The organism is Pseudoalteromonas sp. XMcav11-Q (assembly GCF_040104525.1).
Taxonomy (GTDB): Bacteria; Pseudomonadota; Gammaproteobacteria; order Enterobacterales; family Alteromonadaceae; genus Pseudoalteromonas.
The window spans coordinates 85245-98758 of record NZ_JBECOX010000003.1; the positions used below are offsets into that span (position 1 = coordinate 85245).

Here is a 13514-nt window from a genome sequence, read left to right on the forward strand (position 1 = left end):
GATGGCACTACTTATTAATGATAAATGTATCAACTGTGATATGTGCGACCCTGAGTGTCCTAATCAGGCCATTTACATGGGCGATAAAATTTATCAAATTGACCCTGACAAATGCACTGAATGCGTCGGCCATTACGACACACCAACCTGTGTAAGTGTCTGCCCCATTGATTGCATTAAACCAGATCCAAACCACAAAGAAAGCCTTGATCAGTTAGCCGAAAAGTACCTTCGACTCACTGAATAACAAGGTGAAGCCACGCGCTTCACCTTGTTAATCTCTCAACTCCCCCTCTTCCCTACCTCACGATAAAGATTTCCAAACCTGAGGTTAGGATAAGGAATGATCTAACCCTCTGTTTTTAAAATTATATTAAATTACTTTCTTATCTAGCCAGAGAGTTTTGGGGATAACTCCGCTCTCGCGTCCTGCTACCGCCCTGGTACCTACGTCCTGTAGGCAAGGCGAATTTACGCACCAATAGCTGGCTATTGGAAGTGAATTCAACACAGTTAGCGCTAAAACTGGCTGCTAGAAAGGCATTAATTATCCGAAGTTCAGGTTTCTTGCGCCTCTTGTCGAAATTTCAAATAGATATACTACAGTTAAAGCAGAGCATTAGGACTTTTAAAGCGTATTTTACTATCGCAGCTTGAGTGCGCTTTTAGCGTCTTAACGGCGGATGTTTTTATATGAATCGGCTTTACGTTGAGGTAAGGAAATAACATGGATTTGAACTCGTTTGAGTCATTTTTTAATAGCGCGTACATGCCGCATGGTCATTGCTATTTGTGGCAACCTCACCTGCTATGGACCAATGTCATCTCCGATATCTTGATAGCCGCCGCCTACTTTTCTATTCCTATGGCGATTATGATTTATGCAAAACAACGCCCTGACGTTGGCAGAAATTGGGTCTTTGTGTTGTTCTGTAGCTTCATCACCTTATGTGGACTCACGCACTTAATTGGCGTTTATACCGTTTGGCATGGCGCTTATGGTATTCATGGCATTTCAAAAGCAGTCACAGCGTTTATCTCAATGGTAACGGCGGTTTATCTTTTTAGACTTATCCCAAGCGCCGTCGCAATCCCAACTCCCAATCAATTCCATGGCGTGACCGCAAGGCTCAAACGTATTACCGATGAAAAGCAAGCGCTTCATTCGCAACTCGACCAACACAGAGTTACCGAGTTTATGCTCGATGCCTTACCCACTAGTACCTTGCTACTTGACCAGCTACTCACCGTGAGTAAGTGCAATCCTTATTTTTATCGCGAGCTTGGGTACGACACGCCAGATGCATTAATTGGGCTGAGACTACACGATATCGTCAGTTTGGATGATCCGTTCTACAGCTTAGAATCCATTAGCCAATCTCTACTCAACCAAAACGATTACAGTAAAGAAGCACTGTGCCATGTGAAAGACAAATTTGGCAATCTAATCCCGATGGAGATGCGCTTAGTACAAGAACCCCATGACGGTGCCAATCTCATTTTAGCGGTGTTTAATAACCTATCGTCACTTAAACGCACAGAGCAAGCACTTGCGGAATCCACCGAACAAATGAAGCGTGCAATCGGGGCAACCGAAGATGGCATTTGGGAGTGGAACGTTGTCGACAACAGCGTCAGCTATTCATCTCGTTTAAAAACCATGATAGGTAAGCGCGACGACGAAAAAGTCACCTATGACGATTGGTTTGCACATATCCACCCAGACCATCAGGGCAAAGTGCAAGATGCCATAGATCATCACTTTGCCACCAAAGATCAATATTTTGTCGAGTACTTAGGGCGAGACAACAAAGGAGAATACGCTTGGTTTTCCGCCGTAGGCAACAGCCAATTTGACGACCACGGTAAAGCATTGGTGATGTCTGGAGCACTTAGAAATATCCATCAGAAAAAATCCCTTGAGCTGCAAGTTGCGGAAAAAAACAAAATTCTCAATGCCATCTACGAAGGTGCAAGTCAGGCTATTTGGCTATTAAAGGTAGAAAAAAACCAAACATTTCGAGTGCTCGAGTACAATAAGTTTGCTTGTCAACGCACTGGCGTCAAACTTGATGAAATATTGGGTAAAACCCTCAGCGAACTAAGGGGGACAGTGTTAGAAGCGGAGCTAGTAGATAGAATCGAAAAAAACTACCAACTTTGTGTTGAGGTCGCAAAACCCGTAGATTACACCGAAATGATACCGTTTAAAAACAAAGAGTATTGGTATCAGACGACTCTTTATCCACTTAAAGACAGTAAAAACCAAGTTGAGCGGATCGTTGGTATCGCCGTCGATATTACTGCGCGAAAATTCGCAGAAAAAGAGCTAGAAGACAACCAACGCTTTTTACAGCGAATGATTGACTCAGCGGTGTGTGGCCTTTATCTCTACGACTTAAAACTCCAAAAAAACACGCGCATAAACAAGCGTTATACCCAACTCCTTGGTTATACAATTCAAGAGTTAGAAAGTTCAAATTTAGAACTATGTTTTCATGAAAGTGAACGCGCACTCATTTACGAGCATATTGATGAAGTGAGAGCCAGCCAAGACGGTGAACTTATCCCGATAAAATATCGCTTTAGACACAAAGAAGGGCATTGGGTTTGGTGTTATTCTGTCGATACCGTGATCACTCGAGATCACAATGGCGAGCCAGAGTTGATGCTGGGTACTTTTGTCGATATGACCGAGCACACCGAATTGCTATTACAGCTGCAAGAATCCAACGCCCACCTTGAGCACTTTGCCTACATTGCGTCTCATGATTTGCAAGAGCCACTCAGAAAGATCACCGCTTTTTCGGACAGTTTGGCGCAAAGAATTACGCCAGATTTAAAAAACTACGATGATGCAAAGTTTGAAATAGAGCGCTTAGTTGATGCCAGTCAACGAATGCGGATCATGATCCAAGACCTACTCAAGTTATCACGCTTACATTCCCATGAGTTGAAGCTACAAACAACTAATCTAACTTTATTGCTAGAAGATATCTGTGAAGTGATGAGCTTTAGTATCGAGGAAAGCGGCGCAGAAATTAAACTCGAGAATGGTGATTTACCTATCAAACTTGATCCCTCGCTTTTTCTTCAAGTGTTGCAAAACTTAATCAGTAACAGCATTAAGTTTAAGTCACAAGAGCTTGCGCCCGTGATCCAAATTTACACCAGCCAAACCGGCCATGAAACGGTGATCCATTACAAAGACAATGGACTTGGGATCCCAAAATCTCGACGCCAGCAAATCTTTGAACCGTTCAGGCGTTTTGGCACCACACAAGAGTATGGCAGTGGTATTGGCCTTGCGCTGTGCCGACAAATCGTAAAACTACATGGCGGCACAATAAAATGCCTGCAAAGTGATGATGGCGCTTTGTTTGAAATCATACTGCCAAAAGAAGTTAAGGAGTAATAATGGAACTGTTATTAGTTGAAGATGATCCAGATGATGTTTACTTTTTTAAAAGAGCATACAGCAGTATTACCAATGCGCCAGAGCTTAAAATTTTTTCTGACGGTCATGAGCTGCTACATTACCTCGATTCTATCGCAACTTACGACCAAGTTATCTTGCTGGATTTAAACATGCCAAAAATGAGTGGCTTTGAAGTCATGGAAGCTTTAAAAAATGAACAAGTTGCCGATAAATTAATAACGGTATGCTATACCACCTCCACTCACCACAGTGACATTCGTAAAGCATATCAATTGGGTGCTAAGTCATATATTACCAAGCCTGGACGCTTGAGTGATTTAGAGTCGTTGATCAAATTAATCAAGCAGTATTGGTTTGACAATAACTGTGTCGTGCAAGGGTAACTATGAATACATGGCTGATTTATCTTCTTGAAGACAACGATGAAGATGCTTACTTAGTTAAGCGCACACTTGCAAGTACTGACGGTAGACAAAAGTTTAACGTTAAACATTTTAAAAATTTAGAACAACTTGAAACCGCCTTAAATACAGTCAAGCCTGAAGCCATCCTAATCGACTTGAATATCGATGAGAGTCAAGGTCTTACCACGCTGATTAAAGTAAAGCAGTTACCCGTCAGCGCCCCTATAATCGTGTTAACTGGGGTATCTGAAACGCTGTTTGGCGAAAAAGCAATTCAACTTGGTGCGCAAGATTATATCCCAAAACATGAAGTGAGCGGCCCACTATTGGCACGTACAATTACCTTCTCAAAAGAACGCTACGAAATGCAGCGGAATCTAGAGAACCTGGTGGTTATGGATAGACTCACTATGTTACATAACCGCGGCGCATTTGATAGCGAACTAGAAAGAGCGATTAGTGAATCAGAGCGATATGGTCATGGATTTGGTGTGTTGTTTATTGATCTCGACAACTTTAAACCAGTCAATGATCAACTTGGTCATCAAGCAGGCGACCAATTGCTAAAAATACTGTCGGCAAAACTTAAAATGTATAAACGTGCTTCGGACTTTGTAGCACGCTACGGTGGTGATGAATTCGTGGTTATCGCCCCTCACCTGACCGAAAAAAACCAGTTACGAAAACTGGCTCAGCATAAGTATGACTTGCTCAGTGATAATTACTGTCTCCAAGATGAAAGCGCCAACATCCACGAAGTAAAGCTAGACTTGAGTATAGGTGCTGTGATTTATCCCACTGACGCAACATCGGCTGAAGAGTTAGTTGCTAAAGCCGACAAAGCCATGTATCACGCAAAAACTAATAAACTACCTTACGCGTTATACTCGGATGCAGGGCTCACGACAAAACAGGAATAGAGAGAGCTATTCAACTCTATTGTGCAAGTATTGCCTATCAGACTTTCGCCTAACATGGTTGCGCCTTTCGACGAGAGGCAAAACATTACTTCGCTGTTTTCGGCGCTCTCCCCCTTGTCTTTCCTCTAGCAACTCTTCAAGCTGAGACAGAGTAATTTGCCTTCTCATAGCAACCTCCACATCACATTAATTTATTTTCTATAGTCGCTTTTACCCTAAAACCCAATCTATCGGATCAGGAACATATGATCCATATCAAAAAAACCATACTGTAAACTTTTATTTTACAAAATAATCACATTTAGGTATAACTTAATTGAACAAAAAACAAACAGAAAGGATACAACATGAAACGCCACTATCTATCAGCGTGTTTAATCGCGCTCCTCTCACATCAGGCAACAGCTGCTGGTCAGCATGACTCAGTAGCTATACCTGAATTTACTGCGGAACACATCAGTGCCTTACCTATTTCTAGTGTAATGGCAGTAAACCCTGAACTGTTTCTTTTCAGCAATGCTTTACAACAAGTAGATTGGCAGCAAGTGCTTGACAGCACGGCACCACATTTAAGTGACAAGCTCGAAGTGCTCTTACACTATGCTGGATATGCCAGTATTAACCCTAAATTGTTGCTGGCACTAATGGAACTTGAATCAGGTGTGATAAGCAACCCAGATAAACAATCCCTCTCTGCACCGTTTGGTAAACTCTCTCATGAACAGGGGTTTGATGCGCAAGTAAAAGATGTAGCGCTTAATCTGAGTGCGAGGTACTACGCATTTCAAAAACTTCGCGATGAAGGCAAAGCCAAAAAGTTACCTGCGGTAAACGAAGCAACCGTTGCACTTGCAGATCTAACCCATACATCTGCAAACAAGCTATTAGACACCTATCAAACATTATTTAACGGCGAGTCATTAGCACTAAAAGCGGACAGCAACATCGCTTTTAGTGAGCGGGCTTCAACACAGGCAGTATCGGCTGCTAGCTTTAGCATGAGCTTTCCATGGCCGTCGGGTTACGCTTGGTATAGCGGTGGTGCACACTCAAATACAGGCTCTGGTTACCCTTACTCTTCGCTTGATTTTAATAACGGTTCAGGTGGCTGGGGAAGTAATACACCTTGGGTTCAAGCAGCGCACGGCGGCACAGTGACTCGCTACTCAGCTTGTAATATTCGCGTGACTCACTCAAGCGGTTATTCAACTCAGTATTACCATATGGAAAGTTTGCAATATAACACTGGTGATGTCATTTCTGCAGGCGCTTGGCTTGGCCGTTACGCGGACGATAAAGCAACAGCATTGTGCCAAGGCGGTCAATCAACCGGTCCTCACGTTCACTTTTCGCTACTGTACAACGGTGGGCATATTTCGCTGCATAATTGGTACATCAGTGGCTATCGTATAGATGTGGGTAACTCCAACTATGACGATAACTGTAATCGCTTCTTTTTTGAGAAGAATGGGTATCGTACTTGTGCATGGCGTGCGTTATATAAGTAACGTGAACTTGCACAACCATGGTATTAGGCTCAACTTTTTAGTTTGAGCCTAATAAAAAACTTAAAATTTTTGTAAAACAAATGTATATTAAATTTAATCAGGAATAAAAAAGGATTTAATACTTCTATGTTTGCAAAGGAATATTCCAATAACTCGCTAGCATGGCAAGATCGAGCGTTTTTTATTCTGACTCATGCTCGAGCTAATACCAGTTCCACAAATTATACCGTGCTTATCAAAGTGCTTGAGACACTGGGACATACAGTAAAAGTCGACACTCGACTACCAGAGTCTGCGCAACGCGAACAAATCGCGTTATTTTTGGTAGATACAGAACACCGAGATTGTAATGAACTTATCAGTGCTGAAGTAAAGCTATTGGCGGCTAAGCACAAGGTACTGCTATTTAATGCCAATGAAGACAACGTTAATGAAAAAACGGCGCTACTTGGCAATGTGAAAGGCATACTCTATCGCAACGCTCCGCCAGAGACGTTATTTCAAGGGTTAAGCAGTGTGCTCAAAGGCGAGCTTTGGTTTTGTCGTAGTGCTATTTCAGAGGCGTTTAGCGAACTGATTGCCGCCATGCCACAAGCATTGCCTAACAGCGACATCATCTTAAGTAATGAAGAATTAAATATGCTTACCGGCAGAGAAAAATCTGTGATCAAGCTTATTGCTGCTGGTGCTAAAAACGAAGATATCGCTGATAGACTAAATATCAGTAGTCACACAGTTAAAACGCATATCTACAGCGCATTTAAAAAAACCAATTCACGCAACCGAGTTGAACTTGCTAATTGGGCGCTGCGCCATATACCAATAGTGAGTTTGAATTAAGAGCTGTGTAAAGACACACAATAAAACCGAGATAAAAAAGAAGTAAGTTGATGGCTAGCATAGTACTAGCCATCAGCAGAAAATCGTAGGCTTACGCTACACCATAGCTATCACGGTATGCTTTAACTGCATCTAAGTGCGCATCCATACCACCTTGTTGCTCAAGGTAAGTAATCAAATCAGCCAATTTCACGATAGACACCACTTGAGTATTAAAGTCGCGCTCAACTTCCTGAATAGCAGAAAGCTCAGCTTTGCCTTTTTCTTGGCGATCTAATGCGATTAATACACCAGCAAGATCTGCACTATTAGCGGCAATGATCTCCATCGACTCACGAATAGCAGTACCCGCTGTGATCACATCATCAACAAGCATAATACGACCTTCAAGCGCCGAACCAACTAAGTTACCGCCTTCACCATGCTCTTTCTTTTCTTTACGATTAAAGCAATAAGGCACATCTTTGTTGTGATGATCGGCAAGTGCAACGGCTGTCGTTGTCGCAATAGGAATACCCTTGTACGCTGGGCCAAACAACACATCAAACTCAATGCCAGCATCTTCCAATGCCGAAGCATAGAAACGACCTAAACGCGCCAGATCACGACCTGTGTTAAACAAGCCTGCATTGAAAAAATAAGGGCTAGTACGACCAGACTTTAACGTAAACTCACCAAACTTAAGCACCTGCTTTTCTAAGGCAAATTCAATAAACTCTTTTTGATACGGTTTCATGTTTTTCCTACTGAGTGTTGATTACGCTAACGCTTGCTTTTGTAGATCAATGATTTCACGAATTGAATGTTTCGCAAGACCAAGTAACTCATCTAGCTCGTCGAACGAGAACGGTTCGCCTTCAGCTGTACCTTGTACTTCAATCAGTTTGCCAGTTTCAGTCATGATCACGTTCATGTCTGTCTCTGCTTCTGAATCTTCAAGATACTCAAGATCGGTAATTGGCTGACCTTTATAAACCCCAACCGAGATTGCCGCGATCATAAACTTTAACGGGTTTACATTGATCATGCCTTTGGCACGCATGTGTGTTAATGCATCGACCAATGCCACACAAGCACCGCTAATTGACGCCGTGCGTGTACCACCGTCCGCTTGAATAACATCACAGTCGATAGTAATGGTATTCTCACCTAACGCTTTTAAATCAACTGCGGCACGGAGAGCGCGCGCGATTAAGCGTTGAATTTCCATGGTACGGCCGCCTTGTTTGCCACGTGCCGCTTCACGGTTGTTACGCGTATGTGTAGAGCGCGGAAGCATACCGTATTCTGCGGTGATCCAGCCCTTGCCTTGACCTTTCATAAAGCGTGGCACACCCGCTTCTACAGAAGCCGTACATAACACTTTAGTGTTACCAAACTCTACCATTACTGAGCCTTCAGCGTGCATTGTATAGTTACGAGTAAATGTAACCGGCCTGATCTGATTTGCAGTTCTTTCGCTTGGACGCATCCACGTTCCCCCATCATCAAAATTTGCCGTACATTATAAAGGGATCATAGAGACTATGCCACGCGATCCGACTAAAAATAAAATTCACTTTAGGGCTGTGCGGAAATTCGGCTATAATGCCCCGGTTAAACCAAGCTAATTTAGGGACTTTATATGATCCATAGTATGACCGCCTACGCCCGCAAAGAAGTGAAAGGTGACTGGGGCACTGGGGTTTGGGAAATTCGTTCAGTGAATCAACGCTACCTCGAAACCTTTATCCGCGCACCAGAACAATTTAGAGGCTTAGAGCCAGTAATACGTGAACGCCTGCGTAAACACTTACAACGCGGCAAAGTTGAAGTATTCCTAAAGTTCACCGCAAATCCTGCGCACGTTGGCCAACTAACCGTCAACGAATCGCTTGCAAAGCAACTTGTTGAAAGCGCCAAGTGGCTACAATCACAAAGCGGCGGTGATATCAATCCTGTAGATATTCTACGCTGGCCTGGCGTAATGGAAGCCGAAGAAGTCGATTTAGACACCGTAAACAGCGAACTGTTAGGTGGCTTTGATGAGCTAATAGAAGACTTTAAAGCTGCACGAGCTAGTGAAGGCGAAAACCTAGAAACCATGCTCACCACTCGTCTTGAAGGTATTCTAGAGCAAGTTGCCATCGTTGAAGGCTACATGCCTGAAGTCACTAAGTGGCAACGTGAAAAACTTTCACAAAAGTTAGAAGAACTAAAAACCGACATTGACGAAGGTCGCCTAGAGCAAGAGCTGATTTACCTTGCGCAAAAGCAAGATGTTGCAGAAGAACTCGACCGCCTCAAGTCACATGTCAAAGAAACCCACAAAATCCTCAAAAAAGGAGGCGCTTGTGGCCGTCGTTTAGACTTTATGATGCAAGAATTCAACCGCGAATCTAACACCCTAGCCTCAAAGTCAATCAACAGCGAGATCACCAATGCCGCCGTTGAACTTAAAGTTCTAATTGAGCAAATGCGCGAGCAGATCCAGAATATAGAATAACACGCCGATATTCTATCAGCTTTGAAAAACCGCCTCTCGGCGGTTTTTTATTGGGTTCATTTTATGGAGTATATTAACCTTCATAGTTTCGCTAAACTTCAACTGTTATTAGAACAAAAAGGCAACCGCATGATTAACCTTTTCTGTACACAAAAACTCATTGCAAAGCTCCCTGTCAATGAAGGAGTTATACCCGCTTGTTCCGATGCAAAACTGACTGATTTAAGCACGCCAGACACTCACCCTTTGTCAGATTGGCATGCTAATTTGCTCACAATACAACGCAGAAACTGTATGCTTCTGATGCATAATCAAACCCGCTTTCCGGTATTTATTATTGGCCTCACCAAACCAGATTTTGCAAAGTTAGATTTTCTATTTGCTGATAGCTTTATGAATACCTTGCTAAAAGTGGGTGCAAGTAACCAGCAATTACAAAAAGCAGCTTCATTACTCGGCCCGCTAACAATCGCCAAAGCCAATAACCGTAGTGTGCAAGGGACGATGAATCAAATGAAAGGCGATATAGAACATCAACTTTGGTTCGACCAAATTAACATCATGGATTGTTCGCCTTATAGAACTGCCGCCTGGTTAGCTGAACGCCCTTGTATGGTTAAAGGACAAAAAGACTGTATTTGGCCCATTAAGGAAATGCTCGCTTTATTAAGCTAACGCTCCAATATCAACCTGCTAAGCCATTGCTAACTTAGCCGCGTGTTTCCACATGAATGCCGGCATGCTATTTCGCAACTGCCAAGTGATACTCATGGGTTGGCTACCAGTATGTGATACATAGTCAACTTCACCGAAATTAACAAACCCCATCGTTTTACCAAATTCATCTTTAGATTGCTCACGAACGAAGAGGAACAAACGTTTGCCTCTTTCTTTGTGAGTTACATACTCTAACCCTTTACCCCTCTCGGGCCTTGCTGAGTTTTGGCTTTGCCAATGGAAGAGGTCTTCATTTATCGCATAATCGTGATACATGGTAGTTGGTGAAAACTGTTTTTCATTTTTATTCAAAGTGACAAACAACAATTCGATATCTTGCTCTTTAATATTAAACACACCTTCTCGAGAATTTGGCTGCTTCTCAAATGTGGTAGCACCAAAGCCAACCAATATTTGCTCTCTGGCATAGCGAGCATGAAGCTTTATCGGGTGATTGCCCATCATGGGCATAGTTTCTTGTTTATGGTGAATTCGATTGATTAATAGACTGGCTAAACGACCCAATTCATCTCGAATGGGTGGCAGGTTCAATTTACTTAAACTTTCTGAGACTGAATTGAAACCAAGTACAGAGCCTGGCTTTTGCCAAAAGTCATAATGCAGCATCAAGGAATATTTTTCAGCCTCAGAGTTACTTACTTTAAATTCGTTACTCGCGATTGACGCAATAAAGTTTAAATACTGATAGTCGTCACAGACCAATAATCTCGTTCTCACCATTCTGGCAAAGTTACGTGTTATTTCTTCATCTAAAGCAGTGGTTATACCTGCTTCGAAGCACAACTCACTCCAGCTAAATTTTTTATAAATATCTTCGAGTTTGACTTGCGGATTCACCTTAATAAAATTCGCTAAATTTAACTCTAATGTTGAATGTTGAGGAAAGTTACGAATAAGACCTATGAGCCTTTGCCTGTTTAATGTCGCCTTCTTAATGTTACGAAGCACCATCTCTTGCGTTTGTTTCGATAGCTCAATTCGACACCCTAAAGGCGCATGAGGAAAGCCATTTTTAATTTCATCACTTATTGCCCCATCAGTTTTACCAACCAAAGCTCTAAACTTATGAGCAAAGTCATATTCAGCATTGGCATTACCGACAAAGTCTAAAATCGTGCACACTTCTTTGCCATCGGCTAAGCGCAAGCCTCGCCCCAATTGCTGCAAGAATATCGTTAAGCTTTCTGTAGGTCGTAAAAATAGTAAAGTGTCGACTTCAGGAATATCGACCCCTTCGTTAAAAATATCCACCACAAATAAAACGTTAATATTGCCAGAACGAAGTGCTTGTTGCTTTTGAGTTCTATCTTGGCTGTTATCACTGGTCAAATAATCGCAAGATATACCTTTAAGCAGGAACTGCTTACACATAAATTCTGCATGCTCCTTGCTGACACAGAATGCCAATGCCTTCATACAAGACATAGACGTTATAAGCTCGTTTAATGTTTGATAAATCTTCTCAACTCGTTGCTGGTTATGCGTATACAAATTGGTTAATGCAGCTATGTCGTACCGCCCTCGACTCCAACTGACACTTCTGAGATCGGTATCATCATCAACGCCAAAATATTGGAACGGACATAAATGGCGACGGTTAATCGCCTCTGGTAAGCGGATTTCAGCTGCAATCACGCCACAAAAGTCATCAAGAATATTTGCACCGTCATGACGCTCCGGCGTTGCTGTTAATCCTAGCAAAATACTCGGCGTAAACTTATTTAAAATACTGCGATAAGAGCTGGCAGCAACGTGATGCACTTCATCAATGACAATATAATCAAAGTAGTCACTAGAAAGGGATAAGTTGTTAAGTTGGTTATTTAACATTTGCACCGATGCAAACAATTGTTCATAGCGCTCAGGCGTGTAGTTACTCACCCAAAGCTCGCCAAAGGTCGAGTTTTTTAAAACACCTCGATAAGCCTGACGCGCCTGTTTAAGAATTTCTTCTCGATGGGCAATAAATAAAAAATTAGCATCGGGTTTGTGTTTGAGAAACTTTGCAAAATCAAAGGCCGAAATTAACGTTTTACCCGTACCGGTTGCCGCCACAACTAGGTTTTTAAAGCGCTTGTGTAAAGCTCGCTCAACCTCTAATTGCTCTAAGATTTCTTGCTGATGTGTAAATGGCTTAATTTCAAAATAATGGTTTGGTTCTTGAACGCCGCCCATTTTGGCATTTTTGAGCGCTATACTGAGCTTTTCTCGTGCCTTAACTTGACCATCAAAAACTTCAAATTCCCTCGAATTCCAGTAGCTTTCAAATGTATTAATTGAACGCTCAATAATGTGCGGAATTTCTTGTGACGTGATCTTTAAATTCCACTCAAGGCCACTGGTTAAAGCGGAGTGCGATAAATTAGACGAACCAATGTAACCCGTATTAAAACCAGTATCTCGAAGAAACAAATAGCTCTTTGCATGCAGTCGCTCACGCTGAGTATTATAGCTGAGTTTAACCTCTGTATTGGGCAGTGAAGCCAAAAATTCAACCGCTTTGGCATCGGTTGCGCCCATGTAAGAAGTGGTGATGACTTTGAGCTGCTTACCGCTGCGGGTAAATTCTTCTAGCTCATTTTTGAAAATCCTGATCCCCGCCCATTTTATAAATGAGACCAGCCAATAAATTTTGTCTGACGATCTTATTTCGCGCTTCAACTCACTCTCGAGAGATAAACCTGCATTGCTGCCACAAAATAATTCGCTTTGTGTTAAGCCCGTTAGCGGAAATATATCTTCAACATACTTCTTTAAATCGGCGGCAACAGGATTTTCAATTTCGTATAAAGCCGTAAGTATTTTTCCTTGTCCTGCTAGTAAGTTTTCATCGAAGAATTCATCTTCTCGGACCCTATCTTTAAGCCATAATATCAATTGATTTGATAACTCAATTTGACGCTGTAATTGGTCGTCTCCGGCAGGCAAGCAATTAACCGCATACTCAATGATCCTGCTTAGAAACCGAGATAGCCATATTGCAGCTTCGGCTTGTTCAAGCACACGCTCCCCAATGTAGAATTGCTCTTTATTGAGGCGACCCGTGATCAAGTTAGTGATCATTTGCTCATAAATGCCAGTTTGATTCATAAGTACTGCTATTCCTTTAATTATGAAAGATAAATTTACACGCTCTCGCATTTAGTTAAAAGCGTGGTGTGGTTTTTTAAGTGCTTTTTA

Annotated in this window: 11 protein-coding genes; 8 read left to right on the plus strand and 3 right to left on the minus strand. The window is 42.2% G+C overall.

From position 1 onward, the window contains the following. Position 1: 1 nt before the first annotated feature. The 6 genes from ABMY45_RS06020 to ABMY45_RS06045 all read left to right on the plus strand — a co-directional run bounded on the left by ABMY45_RS06020 (position 2) and on the right by ABMY45_RS06045 (position 7111). Positions 2-247 (plus strand): YfhL family 4Fe-4S dicluster ferredoxin, encoded by a 246-nt coding sequence (locus tag ABMY45_RS06020; protein ID WP_010377334.1) that lies wholly within the window; start codon positions 2-4, stop codon positions 245-247. A gap of 480 nt (positions 248-727) precedes the next feature. Further along, positions 728-3415 (plus strand): PAS domain-containing sensor histidine kinase, encoded by a 2688-nt coding sequence (locus tag ABMY45_RS06025; RefSeq protein ID WP_211867845.1) that lies wholly within the window; start codon positions 728-730, stop codon positions 3413-3415. A 2-nt stretch (positions 3416-3417) separates the two neighbouring features. Continuing rightward, positions 3418-3822, plus strand: a complete 405-nt coding sequence (locus ABMY45_RS06030) for a response regulator (RefSeq protein WP_010605674.1) — start codon at positions 3418-3420, stop codon at positions 3820-3822. A 2-nt stretch (positions 3823-3824) separates the two neighbouring features. Next, entirely contained in the window at positions 3825-4763 is a 939-nt protein-coding gene (locus ABMY45_RS06035) for a GGDEF domain-containing response regulator (RefSeq protein WP_102056137.1), read from the plus strand. A 347-nt stretch (positions 4764-5110) separates the two neighbouring features. Next, positions 5111-6271 (plus strand): M23 family metallopeptidase, encoded by a 1161-nt coding sequence (locus ABMY45_RS06040; RefSeq protein ID WP_206471415.1) that lies wholly within the window; start codon positions 5111-5113, stop codon positions 6269-6271. 126 nt (positions 6272-6397) lie between these two features. Next, entirely contained in the window at positions 6398-7111 is a 714-nt protein-coding gene (locus tag ABMY45_RS06045) for a response regulator transcription factor (protein ID WP_102056135.1), read from the plus strand. A 91-nt stretch (positions 7112-7202) separates the two neighbouring features. Here the strand turns inward: ABMY45_RS06045 and pyrE are convergent, their stop codons facing one another. Further along, on the minus strand, positions 7203-7847 hold the full coding sequence (gene pyrE / locus ABMY45_RS06050; protein WP_010605678.1) for an orotate phosphoribosyltransferase: 645 nt from the start codon (positions 7845-7847) through the stop codon (positions 7203-7205). A 21-nt stretch (positions 7848-7868) separates the two neighbouring features. Further along, positions 7869-8582: a ribonuclease PH gene (rph, locus tag ABMY45_RS06055; RefSeq protein WP_010377321.1), complete on the minus strand. Its 714-nt coding sequence runs from the start codon at positions 8580-8582 to the stop codon at positions 7869-7871. 153 nt (positions 8583-8735) lie between these two features. Here rph and ABMY45_RS06060 point away from each other — a divergent pair, with 153 nt between their 5' ends. Continuing rightward, positions 8736-9596: a YicC/YloC family endoribonuclease gene (locus ABMY45_RS06060; protein WP_010605679.1), complete on the plus strand. Its 861-nt coding sequence runs from the start codon at positions 8736-8738 to the stop codon at positions 9594-9596. A 63-nt stretch (positions 9597-9659) separates the two neighbouring features. After that, positions 9660-10271 carry a hypothetical protein gene (locus ABMY45_RS06065; RefSeq protein ID WP_206471436.1) on the plus strand — a complete coding sequence of 204 codons (612 nt, stop codon included), beginning with the start codon at positions 9660-9662 and terminating at the stop codon, positions 10269-10271. Between the two features lie 18 nt (positions 10272-10289). Here ABMY45_RS06065 and ABMY45_RS06070 read toward each other — a convergent pair whose 3' ends face one another. Then, entirely contained in the window at positions 10290-13424 is a 3135-nt protein-coding gene (locus ABMY45_RS06070) for a DUF3427 domain-containing protein (protein ID WP_349288577.1), read from the minus strand. Positions 13425-13514 lie beyond the last annotated feature (90 nt).